The organism is Varibaculum prostatecancerukia (assembly GCF_943169825.2).
In the GTDB taxonomy this organism is placed as follows: domain Bacteria; phylum Actinomycetota; class Actinomycetes; order Actinomycetales; family Actinomycetaceae; genus Varibaculum; species Varibaculum prostatecancerukia.
The window spans coordinates 2,049,764-2,074,780 of the sequence record NZ_OW968402.1 but is presented as its reverse complement, the minus strand read 5'-3'; the positions used below and the strand labels follow the sequence as shown (position 1 = coordinate 2,074,780).

The window sequence follows — 25,017 nt, the reverse complement described above, 5'->3', positions numbered from 1 at the left end:
TTGCCACAAGCGGTTTTCGAGACCTGACACCTCGGGTAGTCCTTCAGCATAGTCGTTGGTGATTAGTTTGATTCGTGTACCTGGTCGACGATTTCTTGTAAAACCGCCGGGTCGGCATTAGGTGGCACGCCGTGTCCCAGGTTGACGATATGGGCGGCGGCTTTCCTACCTTCCGTTAAAACCTGGTCTACGTGGTCGCGGCGCACCTGGCTAGAGGCAAACAAAATCGCAGGATCGATATTTCCCTGCACCGCAAAGCGGTCTCCCGGGCCATGTTCGATTATTTTTACAGCCTCACCTAGGGGTAGTCGCCAGTCAACTCCAATACATTCGGCGCCCGCATCGCGCATTAAATCCAGCAGGGCGCTAGCGCCTACCCCGAAATGAATCACCGGTACCCCGCGGGCATGGGCGGAATCAATAGCCACCCGGGAATGCTCCCAGCAGTAGGTTTGATAGTCGGCGCGTGACAGATCGCCTACCCAGGAATCAAAAACTTGGGCGGTGCGCGCCCCACCGGCAATCTGGGCGGCAAGGAAAGCCGCCGACATATCCGCGCACCAGCTAGCGAGCCGGTTCCAGGCATCCGGATAGGAATGCATAAACGCTCGCGCCTCTAGATGATTCTTCGAGCGGGTTTTCCCAATCAGATAGGACGCCAAGGTGAAAGGCGCGGCTGCGAAAGCAATTAGGGGGGTCTCGCCCAGCTCGGCGCAGGCAATCTGGGCGGCCTCGGTAATACAATCCGGGTCAAAACCCTGATGAGCGGTGAGGCGATCTACATCCTTGGGGTCCAGGACGGGGTCGGCGAAAACCGGGCCTTTACCGGGGACTATCTCCACCTCTAAGCCGGCCAGATATAGCGGGGTGACAATATCGGAAAAGAAAATTGCGGCGTCCACCCCGTAGCGGCGCACCGGTTGCAGGGTGATTTCGGCGGCCAGATCGGGAGTGGTGCAGGCGGTGAGCATACCGTTATCAGCACGCAGGCGGCGGTACTCGGGGAGGGAACGCCCGGCTTGGCGCATAAACCAAACTGGAGTTTTATCGGGGCGTAGGCCGCGCACTGCTTTTAGAAAAGAATTTTGCTCAGACATATTTCCATCATCGCTGGCATTTTCAGCCAGCGCAAGCAAGTGCGACGAAGAGTGGAAGGCAGGCTATTCTCCCTGAGCGTGAAACCGGTAAGAATATTTTTCTGACACATTTTCCGCATCTGTCTGTTGCTAAATATCGTAACTTTTGGTGACGCTCTGGCAGATTATATTTCTTAGATAACGGTTAGAGCTGCGCAAAAAGAAAACATAGAAAAGTTAACGCAGCAAAAATCGCCGGGTCCTTTTTGAAAAATAAAAAAATGGTCTAATGAGCCCGTGGGTCTTTCTTCCTATTCGGTACATCATCTGCGGCACGGGCTGAGCGCCGTGGCGGCAGCTTCCAGTACCACCGAGGGGCTCCCGCAGGATCTTTTGCAACGCTTGCCCGAAGTGCGGGGAGTGATGCCTCTTTCGACTTGTAACCGGGTAGAAATCATCATTGAAACCGCACCTGCGCTCTCCGGAGAGCAACAGGTAGGGATAGATCGCTATATTCAATCCCGGTTAGGCACGGATTGCGAAATCCGCCGCGACCGCGAAGTGCTGGATCATCTTTTCCAGGTAGCCTGCGGGCTGGATTCCATGGTGATAGGGGAACGAGAAATCTCCGGACAGCTGCGCCGCGCTCTGCGGGTCGCCACCCAGCAGCGAATCTCCTCCGCCACTATTACCCGCGCCTGCCAAGGAGCGTTGACTACTTCCCGCCGGGTCGCGCAGCTGACCGGAATCGCCTCCCAGGGGCGCTCGGTAGTGGCTTGCGGCCTCGAAATCGTAAGTGAACGGATAAATCCTCTGGCAGAAACTCCCACGCTATTGATCGGCACCGGCTCTTATGCGGGAGCGGCAGTGGCAGCGCTACGCGCCAAAGGGGTGCAAGATATCTCGGTATATTCCACTTCCGGGCGGGCAGAACGTTTCGCTTTTGGACACGATTTGCAGCCGGTAGCCAAAGACCAGCTAATAGCGGCTTTGGAAGCAGCTACTTTAATCGTTACCTGCCGCGGCATGGGCTCGCCGGTGCTCACTAAAGAGGAAGTACAGCGGGCTTTAGCGCTGTCAAGCGGCGAAAAAACGATTCTCGATTTGGCCTTACAAACCGATATTGAGGACGGGGTAGCCGACTTAGAGCGAGTACGAGTAATTAACTTAGAAGAAATCAGTGCCCGGGTACCCGAGGCGGGGAAAGCCCAGGTAAAACGGGCAGAAGAAATCGTGGCCGAGGGGGTAGAGGAAGCCGAAGCGCTGCTCGCAGACCGGAAGATGGACTCGGTAGTGGTAGCGCTGCGCGATAGCTTCCGCCAGGTGCTGGCCGATGAAGTTGCGCGTCTACCGAAGGGGGACACCATCCCTCGCGAAGACGTTGAATACGCGCTGCGACACCTAGCAGCGCGTCTCGCCCATATTCCCACTATCAATGCGCACCGCGCCGGACGCGAGGGGATGGGGCGTGAATATGTCAGCGCCCTCCAGCAAGTTTGGGGATTAGATCTGGATACTTTGACGGGAATGGGAGATGTAGAGCCCACCTGTCCGGTAACCGGGTTGAAAGTTGCTGATTTAAAACAGGACTCTGCCGGCGAAAAGGAGGCACGGTGAACAAGATTTCCGCCCAATATGATGCGGTGATGTTGGTCAGCTATGGCGGGCCGCGGCAAATGGAAGACGTGTTGCCCTTTATGCGCAACGCTACTTCTGGGCGGGGAGTTCCCGATGAGAGGCTAAAACAGGTTTCCACCCACTATGGACGTTTCCACGGAATCAGCCCCATAAATGCTCGTAACCTAGAAATTCGCCGCGCCCTAGAATTGGAACTCAGCCACCGCGGCGATGAAATCGAAGTAGTAATCGGTAATCGCAATTGGCATCCTTTTATTCACGACACCCTTTGTGACCTGGCGATGCGGGGACTTACCCGGGTCCTGTGCGTCTTTACCTCCGCTTACGTGTGTTACTCCGGATGCCGGCAGTACCGGGAAGACTTAGCGGCGGCGCGTGCTCAGCTTAAAGAGCAGGGGTTAACCCTGGAGCTGGATAAAGTGCGCGCCTACTACACTACCGAGGGCTTCGTCAGATCCTATACGAAACGCCTGGTAGAAGCGGTACGAACTATGGAGGAAAGCAGTGGACGCCTCCCCTATATCGCATTCGTGACCCACTCGATTCCTCGCGCCATGCAGGAATGCTCCGGCCCTGCCGATCACTCCCGCCCCGATTATCACCGTCAACACCAGCAGGTATGTGCCGAGGTGGCGGCGCGGGCAAGCCAGGAACTAGGGCGAGAGTTGTCATGGGATTTGTCCTTTTGTTCCCGCTCCGGACCGCCGCAAATGCCCTGGTTAGAGCCGGATATTAATGATCGGCTGGCGCAGCTGAAAGCTGAGGGGGTAACCGATGTAGCTTGTGTACCTATCGGGTTTATCTGCGACCATATGGAAGTAGTCTATGACCTGGATACGGAAGCGAAAGCAACTGCAGAACAGCTGGGGCTTAACTATTTGCGAGTGCCCACGGTGGGTACAGATTCCGACTTTATTGAGGCGCTTGCAGACTTGGTGAACGAGCGCGCCCAGGAAAAAGCAGGTGGTGAGGTCGTCTACGCCCAGGATGCCCTGGAACCCCGGTGGCCAGCGTGGGCACCCCCAGAAGATTCCCGGGTCAGCAAGCACGGTGCTGACCTGCCAGTAGAGTTTGAAATAAAGCAAAATTAGAAAGCCAAAGGAGAAAATTATGGCTCATCCGATGCCCAATGATGTGTCCCCCGATCCTCGTGATCACAAGGTGGATCCTGACGAAGTAAATGCGTGCAATAACTTCTCTTTGCACGCAGTTTTCGAGCTGGCCTTGCCGCTGCCTGCCGAGGAGGCCGAACGGGCAGCCATGGTGCGAGAACTCGAGGAAAAAATCGCTGAGCTGGGAGTGACCGTACGCGGCTGGTATGACGTTGCCGGATACCGCGCCGACGCCGACCTGATGTTCTGGTTCCTGGATGAATCCAATGACAAGCTGCAAGATGCCTATCACGCGGTGTTGAACTCCCGCCTAGGCGCCCACCTAGTGCCGGTATGGTCCATTATGAGCGCTCATATGACTGCCGAGTTTAATAAGCCGCACCTGCCGGCCTGTTTCGGGGGTTGGGCGCCGCGTGCCTATGCCGCGGTTTACCCCTTCGTGCGTTCCCTCGAGTGGTATTACCTGCCGAAGGCTAAGCGCAGCGCCATGCTCGCCGAACATGGCCGCAACGGTGCTGGTTACCTAGATGTAGCGGTTTCTACCCTGGCGACTTTCGCCCTCAACGATTACGAATGGTCCGTAACCCTAGAGTCCGACGATATTAACCGGGTGATGGGCGTGCTACGTCAGCAGCGTGATTGTGAAGCCCGCCTGCATGTACGCCAAGACACCCCGTTCTATACTGGCAAGCGGATGGAACTATCCGAATGGGTGCAGCGCCAAACTACCGCCCAGTAAACTGTTTCTAGAAACCACTAGGAACTGCTTTTCCACTTGTTTAACCTCTGCGGGGGGATTTAAGTCTCAGCTGCGGCGGGCATTCTAAAGAAAAGTGGAAATTTTTCGCGGCACACCATCTGCCGGGTGGCATAAGTCACAACAAGCGGGTACTGTTATATCGGTATGTACTTTTTTATCGGTATAAAAAATTTTGTGTAAGGAGTGATTGGTTTGGATTCGTCCTTTATAGCTAGAATTCCCCTATTTGAGGGGCTTGATCAGGAAGCGCAGAAGCGTCTGTTCTCAATGATGGGGCAGACCACGTTGCGACGTGGGGAAAATCTTTTTGAAGAGGGCGATGATGGCGACCGCTTGTATATTGTGGCCGAAGGGAAGATAAAACTTTCCCATCAGTCCCTTGATGGTCGTGAGAACCTGCTGGCAGTACTGGGGCCCGGAGAGATTCTGGGCGAGCTCACCCTTTTTGATCCCGGTCAGCGCTCCACCACCGCTACTGCGGTTTCCCCTGCCCGCTTGGTTTTCTTAAACCATTCGGATCTGATGGTGTTCCTGGAAGATAACCCTTCATTGGCGAAGCACATGTTGAAAGCCTTGGCGAAACGCTTGCGGCGCACTAATGGCACGCTCGCGGATCTGGTGTTCTCGGATGTGCCTGGCAGGGTAGCTAAAGCACTGCTGGATCTGGCCGATCGTTTCGGGATTCGCACCGAGGACGGGATTCACGTACCTCACGACCTCACCCAGGAAGAACTAGCTCAGCTGGTGGGGGCATCGCGGGAAACCGTGAACAAGTCCTTGGCTGAGTTCGTATCCCGCGGATGGATTCGCCTAGAAGGACGCGCAGTCACCTTGATTGACGTTGACCGCTTGGCGCGGCGTGCTCGCTAGCAGCTGGGAAAAATATCTAAAATCTGACGCTAAATAAATGTTTTGGGGGCGGCAACCATATGGTTGCCGCCCCCAAGCATTTGCCAAAACATTCAGTTTAGTGGCGCCCTACCCCTAAAGAGCACCTAACTATAACCTCCGTTTAGAGCAACCGTTTGTTCTGAGGTGGAACCACAAGTCCCAGGCGGGCTGGCTGCTAGTTAGTCTTCTTTAGCTTTATCGCTATCCTCGGCGGCTTTAACTTTTCGTTCAACCAAGTAGTCCTTGCGACCGGCACGCCGGGCGCTATGGGAAAGTAGCGCCATCCCTAACAGGGCAAGTCCCGCAAATAGCAGCATCCCGGATCCACCCGACCAAGCTAGGTGGTGGGCGATATTAGAGGGAAGTGCCTGGTAGAAGTGTCCTTGCTGTCCCGCGTTATCCAAAGCGGTGAGCAGCGGTTTTAGGGCATGGGCGGTGCCTGCTGGATTCACCATGAAGAATCCGCCCCCCACGGTAAGCAGCAGACCAGTAATGAAAGCGCCCAAAGAAGAGAACCGGGCCACCACAATCAGTAGGAACACTACGACTACCGCTGCTACCAGCTCTACCCATTGGCCGACATTCAAAGCCGAAGCGGGCAGGAACATATCTTGGCTGCGGTTACTTAAACGGGTAGCTACATCAAAAATTAGATACCAACTGAGCGGTACCAGCACCACGAAGAGTAAAAGTGACCAAATATGGGCTGCTGCCCGCGAAGGAACCGTGGGTTTGACAGTCGCGCCCTCGAAAATTGTTTCCTCGAAACTCTTTTCCCGATCCGCGGTGGTCAGCACTTCTTCGGGTTCAGTCTCTTCTACAGAATCCCAATGAGGAGCCTCTTCCTCGATAGGCTCCGGGATATCGTCTGAGCTGTTAATTAAGGAATAGCGCCGGTCAGCGGTACTTTCAACCTCGCTAGCAGTGACTAGTTCCGGTTGGGGATTATCAGAGGTTTCCTCGTCAAGCTCAACAGCCCGTTCACTTAATGATTTACGTTCTAGCTGCTGGGGAGAATCTTTCTTGTCCTCGCTATCCCCGGTAGTCGCTAGTTCCTGCGCAATCGGCTTTTCGGCAGGCTCCAGACCCGCCTCATCTGCGTTTTCGGCTACTGGATCAGCGGGTTTCTCGTCAGCACCGGCAATTATGCTATCGGAATGATCTAGCTGTCCAGCCGATAATTCATCTTCACTGAGAGAAGGGGGAGCCGCGCTCAGCCCATCGCCAGCGATCAAAGAGTCGTTGCCAGAGGTAGCAGAATCCGCGTGCTGCCCGGGGATTAAGGTATCTTCGGGAGTATTATCACTCTCTTCCTCTTCCCCCACGAACCAAGTGCGGGTACCAAAGTCGTTATCCGGCTCGTTCTTACTCATCTGACCTCCAACGAAATCGCGTAGTCTATACAACAGCCACGATAGATTATTAGAGTGGCTTTCTGCGCAAACCGCGCCGCGCTACCTAAAAATAGCGGTGTCAGATGACCAATTTGATGCGAACGAAAAGATTAATCAAGCAACTGATGACACACGATAGTTTCTTCGCGGTCAGGACCCACCCCGACTACGCTAATGCGGCATCCCGAAAGCTCCTCTAGGCGATGGATGTATTCCTGCGCCTTGACCGGCAAATCTGAGAAGGTCTTACAGGTGCTGATATCTTCGTGCCAGCCCGGCAGCATCTCGTAAATCGGCTGGGCATGGTGGAAAGAAGTCTGGTCAGCGGGTAAATCGTCGAAACGCTGACCATCAACGTCATAGGCCACACAAACCGGAATCTCGTCATAATTAGAGAGCACGTCCAGCTTGGTAATCACCAAGTCGGTAAGCCCATTGACCCGAGCGGCATAGCGCGAAACTACCGAATCGAACCATCCGGTGCGCCGCGCACGTCCGGTAGTTACCCCGAACTCTCCGCCGGATTTACGCAGTTCCTCACCTTCTTTTCCAAAAAGTTCCGTGGGGAAAGGCCCTTCGCCTACGCGAGTGGTGTAGGCCTTGGCAATCCCGATGACCCGGTTGATACGAGTTGGCCCGATTCCTGACCCCGAGCAGGCACCACCCGCGGTACAAGACGAGGAGGTCACGAAGGGGTAGGTGCCGTGGTCAATGTCGAGCATAGTGGCCTGCCCTCCCTCCAAAAGCACGGTTTCTCCGCGGTCTAGAGCCAGGTTCAGCTCTTTAGCGCAATCAAAAACCATGGGGCGCACTCTTTCAACATAGGAAAGTAGCTGATCAGAAATAGTTTCTGGGTCGATAGGTTCTTCGGCAAACTGTTTTTCAATCACAAAGTTCTTGCCGCTTAGCGCTGAGCGAACTTTCTGCCGCAAGATTGATTCATCAAATAAGTCCTGAATCCGCAGCCCAATCCGGTTCATCTTATCCGCATAGGTCGGTCCGATTCCCCGGCCGGTGGTACCAATCTTGCGGTCACCCAAAGACCGTTCGGCCAGCCCATCCATCACTTTGTTATAGGGGGGAATGATATGGGCGTTAAGCGAAACCTTTAGTCGCGAACAGTCGACCCCGGCCTCTTCCAGCATCTTGATTTCGTCGAACATTACTTCCAGGTCAACTACCACTCCATTACCGATTACCGGAGTGACCGTGGGGGAGAGGATGCCGGCAGGAATCAGGTGTAAACCAAACTTTTGATCCCCAACTACAATGGTGTGACCAGCATTATTGCCGCCGTTAAACTTCACCACCCAATCAACGCTCTGACCAACCAGGTCAGTGAGTTTACCCTTTCCTTCGTCTCCCCATTGGGCTCCGACAACAATCAGTGCGGGCATGAATATTCCTCTCGAATAAGGATTTTGGCAAGGCTGGTGGCGATTTTCCTTCCAGCGTTTGCACGCTTACTATCTGAGTTTATCCGTCTTGCGCTCGAGTTGGTAGCCTCGCCGCTTTTACTGGAACAATCTACTTATCGTTAATATAGGGTCGCATCGGCAGAACACTGGGAAAACTTCGGGCAAAAGGGCACTTGCCGATAGCATGGGAACATGAGCCTTCGCATTTATGATTCTGCCCGTCACCGCATCGTAGACTTTGAGCCGGTGAAAGCCGGGCACGTAGGGATTTACCTCTGTGGAGCCACCGTCCAGGGCTCTCCCCATATTGGGCACGTGCGTTCGGCAATCGCCTTTGATGTGCTGATTCGTTGGCTGCGTCGGAGCCGCTATCAGGTTACCTATGTGCGTAACGTGACCGATATTGACGACAAAATCTTAAATAAATCTGCGGAGGCCGGCTGGGATTGGTGGGCATGGGCCTATCGCTTCGAGCAAGAGTTTGCCGCTGCCTATCGCGCCCTGGGGGTGCTGCCCCCGACCTATGAACCGCGCGCCACCGGGCAGATTCCCGAACAAATCGCCCTCACTAAGCGCCTTATCGATGCTGGTCACGCCTATAGTGACGGGAACGGTAACGTCTATTTCGATGTTAAATCCCTCAAAGATTACGGCTCGCTGACCCGGCAAAGGCTTTCTGATATGCGCACGACCGAGGACGAGAGCCAAATCGATAGCCAAATAGAGGCGGGCAAACGCGACCCACGCGACTTCGCCCTCTGGAAAGCCGCAAAAGAAAGCGAACCGGAAACCGCTAAGTGGGATTCGCCCTGGGGTAAAGGACGTCCCGGCTGGCATTTAGAGTGCTCGGCGATGTCGCGGCGCTACCTGGGCGAAGCTTTCGATATTCACGGTGGCGGGATTGATCTGCGGTTCCCCCATCATGAAAATGAGCAAGCGCAATCCCACGGCGCCGGTTGGCCCTTCGCTAAATACTGGATGCATAACGCCTGGGTAACCATTAAGGGTGAAAAAATGTCGAAATCGCTGGGCAACTCCCTGGTGGTTTCCGAAATCTTGAAAACTACCCCGGCAGCGGTATTACGGCTGGCTTTGGGAACTACTCACTACCGTTCCACCGTGGAATATTCCCCGGAAACCCTGGAGCAGGCCGGCGAAACCTGGAATAAGTTTGCCTCTTCCCTGACGCGCTTTGCCCAGGCGGCTCCCGAAGTCGCTACCGCCAGCGCCCAGGAGCTAGCAGAGGCCATCCTCCCGGAGGCTTTTTGCGAAGCTATGGACGACGATCTTAATATCGCGGCCGCTCAAGCGGTGATACACGAAAAAATCAAGCAAGCTAATACCGCTTTTGAAGGCGGGAAATCTGACGAGGGTGCGCAGGTCGCGATTCAGATTCGCGCCATGCTAGAGATTTTGGGGCTTGATCCTCTCTCGGAGCAATGGCGGGAAACCGACAGCGGTAACGATTCTGCCACCGCTGCCTTGGAAAAGCTGGTCGCTGACCAGTTGGAACAACGCCTGCAGGCACGCAAAGAAAAGGATTGGGCGCGCGCGGACGGGATACGCGACCGCTTAAGCGCTGCCGGAATAATTATTGAGGACGGAGCCAGCGGCTCCACTTGGCATTTAGGGTAGGGGATTCAGATGGCAGTTCGCGGAGATCACCACGGCAGAATGAAGCGTACCGATAAGAAGGGCGCCCCCAAGGGCAGCGGCGGTAAAAAACGCGGCTTGCGGGCGAAAGGACCGACCCCGAAAGCGGAGAATCGCCCCTATCACGCAGCTTATCGCGCCCGTATCCAAAAAGAGCGGCGAGAAGAAACGCAAACAGCCCAACGCAAGGCGCGCGCCAAGCGTTCCCTGATCCAGGTGCGGCGGGGACATCAACTGATTGCGGGACGCAACCCGGTATTGGAGGCTCTGCAATCCGATATCCCGGTTACCAGGGTATTTGTGGCGGGAAATCTAGCAGCCAATAAGAAACTTTCCCTGCTGCTAAGTGAAGCTAGCACCCAAGGAGCACCCATCGTGGAGGTTCCCCGCTCCGATCTAGATTTAGCTACCGAGGGCGCAGTTCACCAAGGCGTTGCCCTCGAGGTACCCGAGTTTGAGTACACCGATCTCGCTGAGTTATTTGAAAATGCCGAAAATAATCATACTAAGCCACTGATCGTGCTGCTAGATGGGGTAACTGATCCTCATAACCTGGGGGCGATTGTGCGCAGCGCGGCGGCTTTTGGAGCTAGCGGGGTAGTGATTCCTGGTCGGCGCAGCGCCTCGATGAATGTGACTGCCTGGAAAGCCTCCGCCGGAGCTGCCGCTCGCCTGCCAGTTGCCCGAGTATCTAACCTGGTAAACGCGATTCGACAGTGTAAAGAGCAAGGCTGTTTCGTTCTGGGGCTAGATGGCGGCGGAACCTCCTCAGTGCGCGAATCCGATCTGGCAGATCGTCCTTTAGCGCTAGTTACCGGAGCCGAAGGTGACGGGATTTCTCGCTTGGTAAAGGAAAACTGCGATCTGCTCACCCGGATCGAGATTTCCTCCGAAGTGGAATCTTTAAACGCCGCAGTTGCCACCGGGATTGCCCTATTCGAAGTGGCGGCAGTGCGCCGGGAAAAGGCCGCAGAAAACTAAAAACTAGCGATGCCTAAAAGCTGTAATAAGAAAGCAGGCGCCCCTAAGAGTCATAGCCGAGCAGGCGCAAAGTAGCGACCACGGTGCAAACAATGGCAAACAGGGTAGCCAAAGCACAGAAGATGCGCGGCCACAGGGGAGAAATCTGCTTGCGCCAAAGGTAAAACAATAATGCCAAGGCAAACATCCCCAAGAAGAACCCTAAGGGAACTAGCAGGGCGGTAGCTATGCAGGCTATTCCAAAGGCAATCGGCAAAACGTAGGCGAAAAGGTTATGCCGGGCGCGGTCTGAATTAACCAGCGATTCAATTTTGCTGTCTAGTAAATCCGGTTGCACCGGTGCTGTCGGCAGGGTTTCTCCCCAACCTATCAGTTGACCATATTTGCGCAGTCGTCGTGCGTCCTCGGAGCGCACCTTGGCAGCAGCCTTTCCCCAAGGCGCCTCTGCGAATTTAGCATTCTCTGCCGCCTGGATAACTTGGGTGCCGTTGCCAGCTGCAATCACGGTTACATCCGCATCTGCTATGGCCACCACCTGTTCGGGAGTACCCAGATAAGCATGAAGTTGCTCGCGGGTATAGGGGGCAGGCAGAGCTCCGGTTTCCTCCATCTGCCGCGCCGCGAGGCGAACAGCCCGGATTACTTGATTACGGCGCAGGATCGGGGTAAGGGAGAGCAAGGCGGATAAGTGTTGGAAATATTCATCGAGGGGGGAAATCTGCGCGTCAGTGTGCATAGATCTCACCTCACCTGGTCATTTGTAAATTTGACCACATTCAAAAGAACAAACTTACTGCTTAACACATAGTAACCCAGTATTCAATAAGGGAAGATTATTTTGAATCGAGGCGGGGCTTTGCGACACTAGAACGGTTGAAAAAATTGAGAGTGGAGAATACTAAGCCATGAATAGCAATACACGTGTTCGCAATGTAGTGGTTACCGGGTTGGCGTTGTTCGCCATGTTCTTCGGCGCCGGCAACCTGATATTCCCAGTGATGATCGGGGTGCAGTCAGGGGCCGAACAAGTACCGGCCACCATTGGTTTTATGCTCACCGGGGTGCTGTTACCGATGGCGGGGATGATTGCCGCTGCAACTTCCTCCTCCGGGGTGTTGGGGATTATTGAACGGATTGCTCACTATCCCGGCTTGGTCTTTTGTTGGCTGATCTTCCTCTCTACTGGGATGCTGTATGCGATTCCGCGTACGGGAGCTGCCTCCTATGCGATGTCATTCCAATCCACTGCAGGTGATTCCCACCTGTGGCTATTCGTTTACACTCTGGTTTTCTTCGGGATTGCTGGTTACCTGTGTCTGAATCCGCGCAACGTATTGGATCGTATCGGAGGTCTGCTAACTCCGGCGCTGTTGATTCTGTTGGCAGTAATGATTATTGCTGCGGTGGCTTCGATGTCTCCTTCGGAGGCTGCGCCGATTGAAAAATATGCTTCCACCCCCACTTTGAAGGGAATTTTTGACGGCTATGGCACTTTGGACGCCATCGCTTCCTTCGTGTTCGGGGTAGTGATTATTAGGGCGCTGCGACAGAAAGGCTTCAAACCCGGAAGGCAACTTTTCGGGGTGACTGCTCTTTCTGGCGTAATCGCTGCTTTCTTCCTGGGGCTGGTCTATTTCGGCCTGTCGATGGTGGGATCGCGCGTGGGTCGGTTGAACCCTGACGTTAAGGACGGTGGGGAAGGTCTGGCCTTCGCGGCGCAGCACCTGTTCGGCTCGACTGGCAGGGTCATATTGGGCGCTATCGCCATCTTGGCCTGTCTGACTACTGCCATTGGGCTAGTTGAGGCTTCGACCCAGTTCTTTAGGGGATTGTTCCCGAACGTTTCCCGTCCCGTATGGGTGGTGCTGCACGTAGTAGTATCTCTAGCAATCGCCAACCTGGGGTTAGAGGCGCTGGTGAATGTGATTATTCCGGTTATGATGTTCTGCTACCCCATCACCATCATGCTGGTGATCACCTGCATCCTGGATATCTTTATCCCCGGCCATATGTTTTGGGCTTACCGATTGTCGGTCTGGGTAGCCGGAATCTTCGGTCTCTTCGATGGTTTGAAAGCTGCCGGGGTAATGGAGAAGTGGATTGACGGCACGATTCCGCTGGCCTCGCTAGGGTTGGGGTGGCTAATACCCTCCTTGGCTATGTTGGTGCTCGGCCTGATTATTGATCTTGCCCAAGGCCGGATGAAGCAAGCATACGACTATGACGCGGTGGCGCGCGAGCGTAACCAGTCCCTGGTGAGCGCGGGATTAGCTTTGAACGAGGACGAGTTAGACGAATCAGGTAAAGCGCAGGCAAGCGCGGCACAATCGTCTGATTCGGACAGCTAGAGTTTCTCTAGTCCCGCCAGAATTGCCGGCACTATCCCTAGGAGGATAAATGCCGGTAACTGGCAGATTCCTAGGGGAACCACCAGGCGCACCGATAGCTTTTGGGCGGCCTGGCGAGCGCGCTGGTCTTTGCCGGCTCGCACCCTAATTCCGGCTCCTTTCAGCAAAGCGTCAGGCGCTACTCCATCTTTCCAGGCCGGCTCTAGTGCCTGGGACAGATACTTTGCCCATTCGGGACTCTTGTCGCCCTGGGTTAGCAGACTCCAGGCATCCTCCCAGGCAACCCCGAAAATAAGCGCGCGTGAAACCACTGCTAAGCGCGGTTCCTGGCAGGCAGTAGCCAGGGCGGAAAGTACCCGGGGAATCGAAGACCCGGCAGCCAGCCCCGCACTCGCCAAATCGAGGATTACTGCCGGGTCGATAGGGGCTGTCTGTTTAGGACTAACGGTAGATTCCAGGGAGGAACGCCGAGGTAGGAACCAGGGTAAGGCTCCTAGAAAAATCCAGATAGCTAGAAAAAACATGACTAGGCCTTTTCAGCCCGAGCTACAAGGCGAAACATCCACAACATTCCGCCGCATAGGGCAATCAGACCGAGCAAAGCGCTGATTGTCCCTAATCCCCCGGAAAAAATAGCTCGCAAAGGATTGGCTCCTAGCACCGCGCCGAGAGCGATTCCTCCTAAGGGGAGAAGCCCCAAAATAGTGGCCGAGGCTTTCGGGGCGGTTAGGGCAAGTTTGCGGGCGCGAGCAGCCCGCGAAGCCTCGGTAAGAGAGTCGGCGCAACCAGTGAGTACCTCGGATAGGGGAGCGCCAACTGCCTCAGAAAAACGTAGCGCGGCGAGTAACCCGGTGAGGGATGCCTGTTCCCAAGTGGTTAAATAGGGTTCGATAGCGACCTGCAGATCAGCTGTGCTCGCAGTTTTTGGGCAAGCAAATCCGTGTCGCGGCAAGGTTTTCACCCAGGCCGAAGTGGAATCGGCTCCCGCATTTAGGCGGCTAGCAACTTCGACTACTGCGGCGGACAGGTGTGGTTTCACTCCAAAGCGTCGCCTGAAGAAAGCGGTGGTGCGCTCAAAAAGTACGGTAAGCCTAGATAGATATGCGCCCTTCCTTTCCGGTGCCAGCGCATCCGGTAAATGCCAAGGAATCCCCGCAACCAACAGTAAAAACGTTAATAAAATGGTGGTTCCCCAGTTCATATCGCCTCCGCAAGCTGGGTAAAGTCCATATTCACCAGCTCAGATAGTGAGCGCCATCCGGGCGCTCGCAGCAGTTGACCCTCGGGGGTAACTTTTAATGCTAACTGTGCTGACAAGTGGGAATCAGCCCAAACCGGAATCCCTATCTCGGAAATATAGCGGCGGGTTCGCCCGCGCTCAGTTACCCGGCGGATCTGCAAGAACGCATCAACCCCGGCAACTACCTGCGCCCCAATAGTAGATTCAGGCATGAGCGCCAGGGCTCCCAGCGCCACCAGCCGGGCCGGAATATCAGTGACCGCGTTAGCGTGAACCGTTGCCCAAGTGCCTTCGTGACCGGTGTTCATAGCAGAGAGAACCTCACGCACTTCTGCCCCTCGGCATTCGCCTAGCACGATGCGATCCGGGCGCATCCGCATAGCTGCCCGCACCAGATCCGACATGGGAATCGCGCCTACGCCCTGCACATTTGCGCTGCGTTCTTGCAGGTGAACCAGGTGAGGGTGGGTAGGGAAAAGTTCAGACACCTCCTCGATACAGACAATCCGCTGATTAGGGGGCACCAGTTCCAGCAGGGCAGATAGCAGAGTCGTTTTCCCGCTGCCGGTAGCTCCCGCTATAAAACAGGAGGCGCGTCGCTGCACTAAAGCTGCAACTACCGGCGCTAATGCGGTAGCTACCGTCCCTGATTTGACCAGCTGGGTAAAGTTCAGTCCGCGGGCGCGGGGACAGCGCAGGGAAATAACTGGAGAGGGAACCGCCAGGGGAGGCAGTACAGCATGCAGGCGAATACCGCCTGGGAGAGTGCCATCGGCAATCGGTGCGGCGTCGTCCAGGCGTTTTCCGGCCGCCCCTGCCAAGCGCACCGCTAAAGCCCGTAAATCCGGTTCAGAACCAAAATTGATTTCAACTTTGCAGAGTCCGTGACCGTTGTCTACCCAAACTTGTTGCGGGCCGTTTATCAACACATCGGTCACTAAAGGATCTTGCAGCAGGGGAGCAAGTAGCGGGCCAAATCCGGCCAGGTAGGAATTTATATTCGCCAAATCTGCTAGGAGTTGTCCGGTTCCCGCACTACCGGAACTTTCTTGTCGCACCACTTCGGCAGGAGTTCTGCCGGCTGCCACCTGCAAGCGCAGATCTGAGCTGGAAACCGTCGCTTCTGGCTGCGCAGTAGATTTTTTCGCTAAGCGGCACAGCCCTGCTAGAAGACCATTCATTGTCCGTCCTCTAAAATTTCCTGCAAAAGTCGGGCTAGATGCGTCTTGAAGCTAGGCGGGGTTTGAGAACCTAAGCCTTGAGCTTGGAGGCGTTTTAACTCGCGGCAATGGGGTAAAGAAAATTTTCTGTTACCGCTTGTGGATATCAGTTTTGAAGCACGATTATTCACTAGCAGCATCCCTTGACGGTGCAGTTGGCGTAAGGTCTGGGGATTTTGTGCTGCAGTTTGATAATCGTGAATCACCAGGGTTTTCCCCGGTAACTCAAGCGGATTGCGCGAAGATTGTAGCTGACCCCAATCCACGACCACCAGTGAAAATGAGCGAATAAGCAGAGAAAGTATCCGGGATACATGAGACGGATGCCAGCTATCAAGCTGCAAAAAACGAGTTTGGTCTAGGTGAGGCAAAACTATCCGCAAACGCGAAACTAGCAGGTCGCTGGCAATCTCGAGAGAAGAAAAGTGGGGAACAGTTGAAAAGCCCAGCTTGCGTGGCCCCTTTGCATATTTTGTGCGCCTGGAGGAGATAAATTGGCTGGCTGCATCCACATAGAGTGAATTTTTCACGCTGTTTGCCAAGCCAAAAGCGATCGTGGAGGCGCCGACGCCCGGCTCTACCCCGAAAACGTTTATTACCTGTCCGCGTGGGGGATAGCAGCACTGATCTAGTTTTGCCAGTAGGGGCGCTATCTGCCGGGGAAGCTGGAAAGCAGCAGCTACACCCAAGTTTGTCTGCGATGTAGTCGCTCGGGGAACTACGGTGGGCCGTTGCGACAGGGCAGCTGGCGCGGGGTTGCCCTTCGCCGGCGGGGTTGCCCTGGAAAAAGTCGCTGGAATTACTGGCAGATTCTGTGGGAAAAGCCTAGGGTCAGCTGTTTGAGCTGCGATAACTGCGTGCAAAGCAGTGGTAGGGGGTGAAAGTGAAGTGGTGAAGTGAAAACCGGTGAGAGTTAGCATTTGGGATAAAAAATGCATTTCAGAAGGGTTAAAACCCCAGATCAAGCAGGTAGGGTCGGGTTGAGTCTGGCTGGATACGTGCCTAGGGATTGTTTGTAGAGTTTCCGACACCACCGGCTCCTTTGGAATGAGGCTATACGAGCAAACTCAGGTTGGAACTAGACCGATGTTTTGAGCAAACCCGACAGAGCGCCCTCAGGAAATTGCAGGATTATCTACCCTTGGGGACACGCCCGATTATTGGGAGAAATGGGAACCAGGAAATCGTAAAGGAAAAAGTAAAACCCTACTTGCGTCCTCGTCGCCGAGAACGCTTTGTCCGCCGCCCAGTGGAAGAACCGCCAAGATCCAAGTAGCTTAAAGCGCGGAAGAAAAGATTACGGCAGGCGGCACCGATAATTCCCAAAGCCTGCATTAGCTTGTTCCAGATCGGGGCGATGCGCGGGTGTTTGCGGAAGATTACCAGCGCCGCCGCTAGCGCTACTAGAATCACCAAGAACCCGATTCCCCATTTTTGGTTCATAGTTATGCCGGGGTGATCTTGTCCGCGCACTTCAAACCCCTTGACCAGGGCTTGTGGGGTGGTCCAGGTGACGGTATTGTCTTTTACTTGCGCTCCCGAATCGGCGTCGGTTTTCAATACCGGCCCGGGGAAAGTAATAGTCAGGCGGAACTGATCTGTTTGTGCGTCCAAGAAATCTAGGCTCTGCACCGGTTCCAGTTTCACCAGGTAGCTGTCGCCTATATGTTTAATGGTCACAAAGGGTTTCTTCGCCTGGGAAATGTGCTGCGCTTTTACCGTAATCGTGCAATCAGAAACCCGATCGTTAGATTTATCCTTTATCGCGACTTGCGCAGTTTTCAGGTAATTTTCGATCCCCGGGATCTGGTCTTTGCACTTGATATCTTGAGCGGTACGCGGCTGAGTTAAATGGGTACTAAACGAGTACGTGTCATTCTCGTAAATCTGCATCTGGGTGCTAGCTTCACAGCCCGACAGCAACAGTGCCAAGGGCAGTAGCGCTAACGCTAAAAGTCGCTTGCGTTTCACTTTCGCTGCCTCCTTGAGTGCCGGTATAAATACCCGCCGCCTCTGTTTCGCTTTCCTTTCATCATACTGTAATAACCCTCGCGGCCGGGTTTAAAGCTTTTAGTTATTCCTCAAAAATCGCTTAGGAAGGTGTCCTACGGCCTAAAGTTACCTTTAATATGAGCCAGGTCATAGTGATTTTAGGGAAGTTTTTGACTTCCACGGTAGAGAATGCGGCGGGGATGAAGGACAATAGAAGAGCAAGAGCAACTAAGTGTTGCCGTGTCGAGTGCCGCAGGAGGCAAGAGATAAATGACAGTGACCGAGAAAGATGTGCTAGCTGCCGCCCCAAAGAACGCGCCGAAAGACGTAGTTGACTGGGTAATTAAAGTTGCAGAACTGGCAAAACCCAAAGCGATTGAATTTTGTGACGGTTCTGAAGAGGAATGGACTCGCCTAACCGATCTCATGGTAGAAACTGGGATGTTCACCCGCTTGAATCCGGAGAAACGCCCCAACTCCTTCCTGGCTCGCTCGCTGCCCTCCGATGTGGCGCGGGTAGAATCGCGTACTTTCATTTGCTGTGAAAAAGAAGAGGATGCTGGTCCCACTAATAACTGGGCAGATCCCAAGCAGATGCGCGAAACTCTGCACGAAAAGTTTGACGGCGCGATGGCTGGTCGCACCATGTATGTAATCCCCTTCTCCATGGGACCGCTGGGTGGACCGATTTCTCAGCTGGGTATCGAACTGAGCGACTCGCCCTATGTGGTCTGCAATATGCGGATTATGACCCGCATGGGCGCCAAGGCGATGGATCTCATCAACGAGGGACGTCCTTGGGTTCCTGCGGTTCACTCCGTAGGCAAGCCTCTGGCTGAGGGCGAGACTGACGAAGCCTGGCCCTGCAATGACGAAAAGTACATTACCCACTTCCCCGAAACCAACGAGATTTGGTCCTTCGGTTCCGGTTACGGCGGGAACGCCCTGCTGGGCAAGAAGTGCTACGCGTTGCGTATCGCCTCCACCATGGCTCGCCGCGATGGCTGGATGGCAGAGCACATGCTGATTCTGCGTCTGACCGACGAAAAGTCCGGTGAACAGTACCACGTGACTGCTGCCTTCCCGTCTGCCTGTGGCAAGACCAACTTGGCGATGCTGCAGCCCACCATCCCCGGTTACAAGGTCGAGACCGTTGGTGACGACATTGCCTGGATGCGCCCCGGACCGGACGGCACCTTGCGCGCCATTAACCCCGAAGCTGGCTTCTTCGGAGTAGCCCCGGGTACTTCCTACAAGACCAACCCGATGGCGATGGAGACCATGAAGGAAAACTCCATCTTCACCAACGTTGCCCTGACTGATGATGGCGATGTCTGGTGGGAAGGCATCGATGGGGACACCCCCGATCACCTGATCGATTGGCATGGTAAAGACTGGACTCCGGAATCCGGCGAAAAGGCCGCTCACCCGAACTCCCGTTTCACCACTCCGGCTGCGCAGTGCCCGATTGTTTGCCCCGATTGGGAAGCTCCCGAGGGCGTTCCGGTCACCGCGATCCTGTTCGGTGGACGCCGCGCCACCAACGTTCCGTTGGTAGCCGAGCAGTACTCCCCGGCACACGGCGTGTTCATTGGCGCTTCCGTAGCCTCCGAGCAGACCGCTGCCGCTGAAGGTGCGGTTGGTTCTCTGCGCCACGATCCCTTCGCTATGCTGCCCTTCTGTGGCTACAACATGGCCGACTACTGGGGTAACTGGCTAGAAATGCAGGAAAAGGTGGGCGACAAGTTCCCGCGGATTTACCAGGTTAACTGGTTCCGTAAGGACGAGGACGGCAGTTTCTTGTGGCCGGGCTACGGCGACAACGCTCGCGTTCTGGACTGGATCGTGCGCCGCGCCTCTGGCAAGGTTGACGCCATTGAAGGCCCGACCGGCTACTACCCGAAGTTCGAGGACTTCAACCTGGAAGGCACTGGTATGGGCCGGGAAGAATGGGACAAGATGTTCGCCATCGATCCCGATGCCTGGTTGGCCGAGACCGAAGACACCGAGAAGTACTTCTCGCAGTTCGGCGACAAACTGCCCAAGGCGATTACCGAGGAGCTCGCGAAACTGCGTGAGCGTTTGCAGGCTCTGAAGTAACCACCTAGTGGGTGATTACCTCTTTCCTTTGTGAAAAATAGAGGAAGGCGGCCGGAAACAAAAGTTTCCGGCCGCCTTTTTCATGCTTTGATCCTTTCTTGGGCTTAAAGGCTAATAGCAGGCTAATACCGGGGTAATACCCGAATGGGCAGTAGCCCCTTTCCAGGGCAGTAGTCGGTAGCCCACTCCCCTCATCCTTCGGGCAAACCCTTAGCTACAGGCATTGTGGCACATTGCTAATGCCCATTTTTTGTGTCTTCATTTTTGGCATTTCCGCTGGTGTTAGCAGGTAATTTGGGGTGTGCTTAGCTACGCTATTCCGCAGCTAGTGCTTTAGGGTTTCGTGGGCAGCGTGGCCTTCGGGCTCAATCTGCAGGGTGCAGTGCTCGATGCTGCGCGGGAAATGGGACTTCATGCACTCTTCTACCTGGTGTAACACCTCGAGGGCGTGCCCGTCACGGTAGCATTCCTTGGCGATAACTATATGGGCTGATAGCAGCACGGTGTGGGAGTTTAGCGGCCATACGTGCAGGTCATGAACCCCAGTTACGTGTTCTACCTCCAAAATATGCTCGCGGATATGGTCGGCGTTCAAATCGCTGGGAACACGGTCAAGTAAGATTGATCCCGCTTCTTTTAACAGTTTGTAGCCACGCGGCAACATTGCTCCGGCAATCAGCAGGGAAATCACCGCATCAACACGGGTAATGCCGGTTAGGCGGGTGATTATTCCTCCGGCGATAACTCCGACCGAAGAAATCGCATCGACGGACACTTCCAAAAACGCAGCGCGAATATTTAGGTTATCGCGGTGCCGCCCCATCATTACCAGCATAGATGCCAAGTTGCCGATCAATCCAGCTAGAGCCCAGGCTGCCATTTGGGTGCCGTCAACTGGGGCAGGGGTGATTAGGCGAAGAATCCCGTGGTAGCCAATAACTGTGCAGATGATAATAATCATCCCTGCTTGCAGACCGCCAGCGATTGCTTCTAGGCGCGCGTAACCATAGGTCATGGAGTCAGTGGCGGGGCGGGTTAACAAAGTGGCGGTGAATGCAGCTACGAATAGCCCTATGGAATCTATCGCTACGTGACCGGTGTCGGCAGCTAGGGCTAGGGAGCCAGACAATATAGATCCGATGAGCTGGGCGACCAGGATCGCAAAAGTTATCCCGGCAGCAATCAGTAACCGGTTGCGAGTGGATTCGGTGGCAGGAGCATGTTGATGCAAAGTTTGAGTACCTCCAACTTGGCTATACCTAATTTTCTGTTAGCGCTTCCTATTATAGCCACAGAAATTTTTAGAAATTTTGCTGCAGCCCTCCCATATCTAAATAAAAAGTGTAAGAATGATAAATATGTCGTCAAGTGATACTCCGGCGCTGCGTGGATGGCGCCATTTATTTTCCGGTAAAGAACGAGAAATCTATTATCCTGCGGGGCAGTCCGCGTACGATTCAGACACGGTTCTGATTGTAGCTACTGACCGTTTCAGTGCCTATGGCCAGGTCTTTCCTACAGAAATTCCGGGTAAAGGCATTGCGCTTACCCAGTTGACTACCTGGTGGCTAGAGCAGTTGGGGGATTCTATTCCCAACCACTTCCTATCCACTTCCTCGGTACCCGAGATGGTAGCTGGACGCGCGATGATTTGCCGCCGCCTCGATATGTACCCTCTGGAGTGCCATGTCTCCGGTTACTTATCCGGGGCAGCCTGGCGTGAGTATCAGGCCAAAGGCACCATCGGCGGGGCGCGGATGCCCGAGGGTTTGCAGCAGGATCAAAAGCTAGAGGAACCAGTTTTCAATCCGGTTGCCAAAACCCAGATGGGTCGCCATGACAACAACGTTTCCTGGGAAGCGTTGCAGTCGCTAGTTGGCAGTGGTCGGGTAGATAAGATTATCGAGTATTCGTTGGATCTCTACGACCGTGCAGCCAAGATTGCCCTCGATAGCGGGGTGATTTTAGGATCCACCAAGTTCGAGTTCGGTTCGGCTCTACCCTATGGGGGCGAGGCCGTGGTCTTGGGTGACGAGGTACTGACTCCGGATTCTTCGCGTTTTTGGAGTGCCGATAATTATGAGCCAGGCAAGCATAATCCCCGGATGGACACCCAAATTCTGCGGGACTGGGTGGATTCGGATGCCTGCGATTGGCAGCCATACAAGTTACAGGATCCCCCAGAGATCCCCGCAGATGTGGTGAAGCAAACATCCGGTCGCTATAAGGAAATCTACGAAACTCTCACCGGGCGCACTCTTAACGAGTAAGTCGGGCAATCATCCACAGATAGTATCCACAGGTTTCGCTGCGGTTTTATATTCGCGCACACCCCTGTGGATAATATCTGTGGATAACTTTTTTAACCAAAGTCTTAAAGCCGGAAATGTCAAATTTTTCTTGATTACCCTCAGGTAAACCTTGAGGGTATTAGGGGTTTGAACTGGTCATAGCGGTATTGAGGCTTTGACCTGCCTGAGCGTTAGCATTTGCAGGTTGCCTGGGGATAACCTGCGGAAAACTTCGTTCCCAATGGCGAAGTTTCGCCGCAATGTAAAGGTTTTCAACAGTCCAGACCTCGGTGCTTAGCGGGAAAAATCTTGTGGTGCTCACCCGACCTCAAAACCCTCAGGTAACTACTTTAGAGTTAGAGGGGTTAAGCTCAGGGATAGCAAAAAGCTGCTGCCCGGCAAAGTAACTTGCCGGACAGCAGCTTTATGTCTTCTAGATTTTGGGAGCCGCAGCCACCAAAACCGTTAGGTAGCCGGGGCTAGTTTTATTTCTTGTTAGTAATTCCCAGGTAGGCGGTAATCAAACCGACTGCAATCACAATCGCCACTACGAAGCTAATGAAACCGTGACCCTCACCAATTACCTTGGCCAAGATCCAATCAGACAGACCAGCAGAAATCATACCGATGATGATGGTGATGATCATCCCCATGTTCTGCTTACCCTTCATAAAGAAGCGAGCTAAAGCACCAATGATGCCACCAGCAATAATCGAACCAATCAAACCCATTTTCTTCTCCAAAACTTTCTCTAGCTATTATCCGTACTTTTCCTGTTTAACATTCCCGGACGGTATTGTGCAAAAGCAACCGCCAGCGAAATGCACAGTAATCCCACGATTTCTCCAGCATTTGGCAGGTGGCGGAGGGCTGCCATCGTCACCAGCTCACTAATCGCCGGCATTAGGCAAGCTAATAGCGAAAAAATGTCGGGACCTAGGCGCCGTAACGCCACCTGCTCCAGAGGAAACGGTAACGCCGTAGAAAGCACTCCCACCGCAATACAGCAAAACAAGATCCAGCCACTTTGCCACCCCTTAGCGATCTCCAACGGCCCTACTATCGGCACCGTCAGGATAGCTGCGATAAATAAACCCATCGCTAAAGAATCTTGGCCATGACCGGCGGCAGCGAGTTTTTGCCCTACTACGATATAGCCCGCCCAACAAAAACCAGCAGCAATCGAAAACGCCAACCCGATCCGTGCCGAGGCAGTGGAAATATCCAGGCCAATCCCGGAAATGGAAGCTACTCCCACCCCCGCAAGAATCGCCGCGATCCGAGTGCGCCAGCCGTGTCCTCGAAAAAGTGCCACCACCACCGGCCCCACAAACTCAATCGAGACGCAAGTACCCAGGGGAATCCGCGAAATAGCCTGGTAAAAAGTCATATTCATGGTGGTGATGAATAACCCCAAAACCGTTGCTGCTGCCAGCGCCCGCCAGGTGAGGCCGCGGTGGAAAGGACGGCGAATCAGCACCAGGATAACGGCTGCTATCGCCACTCGCCACCAGGCCACTGTAGTGGGACTCATCAGGGAAAACAACCAGATAGTAGCGACCGCCGCGCCCGAATATTGCGACAAACCAGAGCCCACAAAAATTAAAGGCGCCGGAATCCGATCAGAAAATTTCCGCGCGCTACCCATCGCCACCCCCTACAGTTACGACTGTAATTCGACAAACAATGCGCGGTGATCAGAGATCGGCATTTGGATAGTGTCTATTCCCAAGATTTGGCAAGTGGGGGGAGCAAATAACTGGTCAATCTGGAAGTGAGGCTCACTAGCTGGGAAAGTGGGGGCAGTCGCGAAAGACAAGTAGGGGTAGAGGGCGCGAGATACCTCCTCACGAAGATTCATATCCCCCACCAGCAGCGGAGTTGCTTTCCCCGCCAGCAAAGACAATCCCTCCCAGGAGCGGACTAGCTGCCGTCTTGCGGTAGCAACTCCCAGCTCTAGGTGGGTGCTGCCCAGTAAAAATCGTCCATTTGCAGTTACTATTTCTGCCCCTAGCAGGCTGCGGGTTTGCCCGCCATAGAATTTCCAGGTGCGCGGATCTGGGTCGGCAATTTTGATGCGTGGGGGAGCCGCACCCAGTTTGGCGCTCACCCAGCGGCGCACCGGATGGGGGGTTAATATCCCCACTCCGTATCCGCCCAGCAGGGGTCGATTAGCTTGAAAAAAGCGGTGTTGATTAGCGAGGGCGCTAGTAGTTAACGCCACTGGCAATCTCAGTCCGAAAGCCGTTTGACCAGTGAAAAAACTTAAGAATCGGTGCTGCCAGACCTGCCCGGTTTCCTTATTCAAGGCAGTGGCTAGGGTGCGGGTCTGGTCTTGGAACCCCGAGCGCAACTGGTAATAGTCAACTTCTTGCAAGCAGATCGCATCGGGGCGGAAAGCGGCAAACAGTTGCGCCAGCTCCTGCCAGCGATTCCCAGGCAAAGTTTGCCCCTCAGCCGGGGTACCATGCTCCAGATTAGCGCTGATTATCCGCATATTATTCGGCTTGAAAATCCAGGCAGATAGAGTTAATACAATAGCGTTGCCCAGTCGGCATATCCGGCGCGTCCTCGAAAACATGTCCTAGATGGCAGCCACAGTTAGCGCAACGAACCTCGGTCCTGATCATCCCGTGCGAGGAGTCGCGGTGATAGCTGACAGCGGCGTCCTCGGGCTGGAAAAAAGCTGGCCAGCCGCAGTTAGAATCAAACTTGGTGTCGGAGCGGAACAGCTCTGCCCCGCAGCCTCGGCAACGGTAAATCCCCTGCCGGTTTTCGTAGAGATGCTTCCCAGTACCTGGGCGTTCGGTTCCGGCCTCGCGTAAAACGTAATATTCGTTAGCATCCAGGCGGTTTCGCCAATCTGTCTCGCTGGCGGTGCGGGGATCAAATTCACTCATCAT

General features: G+C 54.5%; 23 protein-coding genes. 9 read left to right on the top strand and 14 right to left on the bottom strand.

Annotation, left to right across the window (positions count from 1 at the left end; all coding sequences use genetic code 11):
• Positions 1–62: 62 nt before the first annotated feature.
• Entirely contained in the window at positions 63–1,097 is a 1,035-nt protein-coding gene (hemE, locus tag KO216_RS08945) for a uroporphyrinogen decarboxylase (protein ID WP_215523853.1), read from the bottom strand.
• Positions 1,098–1,373: 276 nt separating this feature from the next.
• Between hemE and KO216_RS08940 the strand changes: the two genes are divergently transcribed.
• The 4 genes from KO216_RS08940 (at position 1,374) to KO216_RS08925 (ending at position 5,456) form a co-directional block, all read left to right on the top strand.
• Positions 1,374–2,693 carry a glutamyl-tRNA reductase gene (locus tag KO216_RS08940; RefSeq protein WP_215523852.1) on the top strand — a complete coding sequence of 440 codons (1,320 nt, stop codon included), beginning with the start codon at positions 1,374–1,376 and terminating at the stop codon, positions 2,691–2,693.
• Positions 2,690–3,805, top strand: a complete 1,116-nt coding sequence (hemH, locus tag KO216_RS08935; RefSeq protein ID WP_251452025.1) for a ferrochelatase — start codon at positions 2,690–2,692, stop codon at positions 3,803–3,805. The genes KO216_RS08940 and hemH overlap by 4 nt, the downstream gene beginning before the upstream one ends.
• 19 nt (positions 3,806–3,824) lie before the next feature.
• A complete protein-coding gene (gene hemQ / locus KO216_RS08930) occupies positions 3,825–4,565 on the top strand; it encodes a hydrogen peroxide-dependent heme synthase (RefSeq protein ID WP_215523851.1) in 741 nt (246 codons plus the stop codon).
• A 204-nt stretch (positions 4,566–4,769) separates the two neighbouring features.
• Entirely contained in the window at positions 4,770–5,456 is a 687-nt protein-coding gene (locus KO216_RS08925) for a Crp/Fnr family transcriptional regulator (RefSeq protein ID WP_215523850.1), read from the top strand.
• A 200-nt stretch (positions 5,457–5,656) separates the two neighbouring features.
• Here KO216_RS08925 and KO216_RS08920 read toward each other — a convergent pair whose 3' ends face one another.
• Together KO216_RS08920 and KO216_RS08915 are read right to left on the bottom strand one after the other, a co-directional pair.
• Positions 5,657–6,850 carry a hypothetical protein gene (locus KO216_RS08920; RefSeq protein ID WP_215523849.1) on the bottom strand — a complete coding sequence of 398 codons (1,194 nt, stop codon included), beginning with the start codon at positions 6,848–6,850 and terminating at the stop codon, positions 5,657–5,659.
• A gap of 131 nt (positions 6,851–6,981) precedes the next feature.
• On the bottom strand, positions 6,982–8,268 hold the full coding sequence (locus KO216_RS08915; protein WP_215523848.1) for an adenylosuccinate synthase: 1,287 nt from the start codon (positions 8,266–8,268) through the stop codon (positions 6,982–6,984).
• A gap of 213 nt (positions 8,269–8,481) precedes the next feature.
• Here KO216_RS08915 and cysS point away from each other — a divergent pair, with 213 nt between their 5' ends.
• The gene (cysS, locus tag KO216_RS08910) at positions 8,482–9,924 is read left to right on the top strand and encodes a cysteine--tRNA ligase (protein ID WP_215523847.1); all 1,443 of its coding nucleotides are present in this window, start codon (positions 8,482–8,484) and stop codon (positions 9,922–9,924) included.
• A gap of 9 nt (positions 9,925–9,933) precedes the next feature.
• Positions 9,934–10,923: a 23S rRNA (guanosine(2251)-2'-O)-methyltransferase RlmB gene (gene rlmB / locus KO216_RS08905; RefSeq protein WP_215523846.1), complete on the top strand. Its 990-nt coding sequence runs from the start codon at positions 9,934–9,936 to the stop codon at positions 10,921–10,923.
• Positions 10,924–10,966: 43 nt separating this feature from the next.
• Here the strand turns inward: rlmB and KO216_RS08900 are convergent, their stop codons facing one another.
• Complete coding sequence (locus KO216_RS08900) at positions 10,967–11,659, bottom strand: hypothetical protein (RefSeq protein WP_215523845.1); 693 nt, start codon at positions 11,657–11,659, stop codon at positions 10,967–10,969.
• A gap of 169 nt (positions 11,660–11,828) precedes the next feature.
• On the opposite strand from KO216_RS08900, the gene brnQ reads away from it, so the two are divergent.
• Positions 11,829–13,271, top strand: coding sequence for a branched-chain amino acid transport system II carrier protein (gene brnQ, locus KO216_RS08895; protein ID WP_215523844.1), 1,443 nt, complete (start codon positions 11,829–11,831; stop codon positions 13,269–13,271).
• Here brnQ and KO216_RS08890 read toward each other — a convergent pair.
• The 5 genes from KO216_RS08890 to KO216_RS08870 form a co-directional block, all read right to left on the bottom strand.
• Positions 13,268–13,795: a type II secretion protein F gene (locus tag KO216_RS08890; RefSeq protein WP_215523843.1), complete on the bottom strand. Its 528-nt coding sequence runs from the start codon at positions 13,793–13,795 to the stop codon at positions 13,268–13,270. The genes brnQ and KO216_RS08890 overlap by 4 nt on opposite strands.
• A 2-nt stretch (positions 13,796–13,797) precedes the next feature.
• Complete coding sequence (locus KO216_RS08885; RefSeq protein ID WP_215523842.1) at positions 13,798–14,472, bottom strand: type II secretion system F family protein; 675 nt, start codon at positions 14,470–14,472, stop codon at positions 13,798–13,800.
• The gene (locus tag KO216_RS08880) at positions 14,469–15,692 is read right to left on the bottom strand and encodes a TadA family conjugal transfer-associated ATPase (RefSeq protein ID WP_215523841.1); all 1,224 of its coding nucleotides are present in this window, start codon (positions 15,690–15,692) and stop codon (positions 14,469–14,471) included. The genes KO216_RS08885 and KO216_RS08880 overlap by 4 nt, the downstream gene beginning before the upstream one ends.
• Positions 15,689–16,420: a CpaE/TadZ family protein gene (locus tag KO216_RS08875; protein ID WP_309547309.1), complete on the bottom strand. Its 732-nt coding sequence runs from the start codon at positions 16,418–16,420 to the stop codon at positions 15,689–15,691. The genes KO216_RS08880 and KO216_RS08875 overlap by 4 nt, the downstream gene beginning before the upstream one ends.
• A 517-nt stretch (positions 16,421–16,937) precedes the next feature.
• Positions 16,938–17,702 (bottom strand): LppM family (lipo)protein, encoded by a 765-nt coding sequence (locus tag KO216_RS08870; protein WP_215523839.1) that lies wholly within the window; start codon positions 17,700–17,702, stop codon positions 16,938–16,940.
• A gap of 291 nt (positions 17,703–17,993) precedes the next feature.
• Between KO216_RS08870 and KO216_RS08865 the strand changes: the two genes are divergently transcribed.
• Complete coding sequence (locus tag KO216_RS08865) at positions 17,994–19,823, top strand: phosphoenolpyruvate carboxykinase (GTP) (protein WP_215523838.1); 1,830 nt, start codon at positions 17,994–17,996, stop codon at positions 19,821–19,823.
• Positions 19,824–20,148: 325 nt separating this feature from the next.
• Here KO216_RS08865 and KO216_RS08860 read toward each other — a convergent pair whose 3' ends face one another.
• A complete protein-coding gene (locus KO216_RS08860) occupies positions 20,149–21,054 on the bottom strand; it encodes a cation diffusion facilitator family transporter (RefSeq protein ID WP_215523837.1) in 906 nt (301 codons plus the stop codon).
• A 127-nt stretch (positions 21,055–21,181) separates the two neighbouring features.
• Between KO216_RS08860 and KO216_RS08855 the strand changes: the two genes are divergently transcribed.
• A complete protein-coding gene (locus KO216_RS08855) occupies positions 21,182–22,093 on the top strand; it encodes a phosphoribosylaminoimidazolesuccinocarboxamide synthase (protein WP_215523836.1) in 912 nt (303 codons plus the stop codon).
• Positions 22,094–22,599: 506 nt separating this feature from the next.
• On the opposite strand, the gene KO216_RS08850 is transcribed toward KO216_RS08855, so the two are convergent.
• The 4 genes from KO216_RS08850 to msrB are packed head-to-tail and all read right to left on the bottom strand — an operon-like array spanning position 22,600 to position 25,014.
• Positions 22,600–22,845 (bottom strand): GlsB/YeaQ/YmgE family stress response membrane protein, encoded by a 246-nt coding sequence (locus tag KO216_RS08850; RefSeq protein WP_215523835.1) that lies wholly within the window; start codon positions 22,843–22,845, stop codon positions 22,600–22,602.
• A gap of 20 nt (positions 22,846–22,865) precedes the next feature.
• Entirely contained in the window at positions 22,866–23,762 is an 897-nt protein-coding gene (locus tag KO216_RS08845) for an EamA family transporter (protein ID WP_215523834.1), read from the bottom strand.
• A gap of 15 nt (positions 23,763–23,777) precedes the next feature.
• Entirely contained in the window at positions 23,778–24,611 is an 834-nt protein-coding gene (locus KO216_RS08840) for an endonuclease/exonuclease/phosphatase family protein (protein WP_215523833.1), read from the bottom strand.
• A gap of 1 nt (position 24,612) precedes the next feature.
• Positions 24,613–25,014, bottom strand: coding sequence for a peptide-methionine (R)-S-oxide reductase MsrB (msrB, locus tag KO216_RS08835; protein ID WP_374047514.1), 402 nt, complete (start codon positions 25,012–25,014; stop codon positions 24,613–24,615).
• Between the last annotated feature and the right edge of the window lie 3 nt (positions 25,015–25,017).

What these genes read in the sequence shown, in the direction of transcription:
- hemE (WP_215523853.1), bottom strand. Translation starts at nt 1,097, where the DNA reads ATGTCTGAGCAAAATTCTTTTCTAAAAGCAGTGCGCGGCCTACGCCCC.
- hemQ (WP_215523851.1), top strand. Translation starts at nt 3,825, where the DNA reads ATGGCTCATCCGATGCCCAATGATGTGTCCCCCGATCCTCGTGATCAC.
- KO216_RS08920 (WP_215523849.1), bottom strand. Translation starts at nt 6,850, where the DNA reads ATGAGTAAGAACGAGCCGGATAACGACTTTGGTACCCGCACTTGGTTC.
- KO216_RS08915 (WP_215523848.1), bottom strand. Translation starts at nt 8,268, where the DNA reads ATGCCCGCACTGATTGTTGTCGGAGCCCAATGGGGAGACGAAGGAAAG.
- cysS (WP_215523847.1), top strand. Translation starts at nt 8,482, where the DNA reads ATGAGCCTTCGCATTTATGATTCTGCCCGTCACCGCATCGTAGACTTT.
- rlmB (WP_215523846.1), top strand. Translation starts at nt 9,934, where the DNA reads ATGGCAGTTCGCGGAGATCACCACGGCAGAATGAAGCGTACCGATAAG.
- KO216_RS08900 (WP_215523845.1), bottom strand. Translation starts at nt 11,659, where the DNA reads ATGCACACTGACGCGCAGATTTCCCCCCTCGATGAATATTTCCAACAC.
- brnQ (WP_215523844.1), top strand. Translation starts at nt 11,829, where the DNA reads ATGAATAGCAATACACGTGTTCGCAATGTAGTGGTTACCGGGTTGGCG.
- KO216_RS08890 (WP_215523843.1), bottom strand. Translation starts at nt 13,795, where the DNA reads ATGTTTTTTCTAGCTATCTGGATTTTTCTAGGAGCCTTACCCTGGTTC.
- KO216_RS08885 (WP_215523842.1), bottom strand. Translation starts at nt 14,472, where the DNA reads ATGAACTGGGGAACCACCATTTTATTAACGTTTTTACTGTTGGTTGCG.
- KO216_RS08880 (WP_215523841.1), bottom strand. Translation starts at nt 15,692, where the DNA reads ATGAATGGTCTTCTAGCAGGGCTGTGCCGCTTAGCGAAAAAATCTACT.
- KO216_RS08865 (WP_215523838.1), top strand. Translation starts at nt 17,994, where the DNA reads ATGACAGTGACCGAGAAAGATGTGCTAGCTGCCGCCCCAAAGAACGCG.
- KO216_RS08855 (WP_215523836.1), top strand. Translation starts at nt 21,182, where the DNA reads ATGTCGTCAAGTGATACTCCGGCGCTGCGTGGATGGCGCCATTTATTT.
- KO216_RS08850 (WP_215523835.1), bottom strand. Translation starts at nt 22,845, where the DNA reads ATGGGTTTGATTGGTTCGATTATTGCTGGTGGCATCATTGGTGCTTTA.
- KO216_RS08845 (WP_215523834.1), bottom strand. Translation starts at nt 23,762, where the DNA reads ATGGGTAGCGCGCGGAAATTTTCTGATCGGATTCCGGCGCCTTTAATT.
- KO216_RS08840 (WP_215523833.1), bottom strand. Translation starts at nt 24,611, where the DNA reads ATGCGGATAATCAGCGCTAATCTGGAGCATGGTACCCCGGCTGAGGGG.
- msrB (WP_374047514.1), bottom strand. Translation starts at nt 25,014, where the DNA reads ATGAGTGAATTTGATCCCCGCACCGCCAGCGAGACAGATTGGCGAAAC.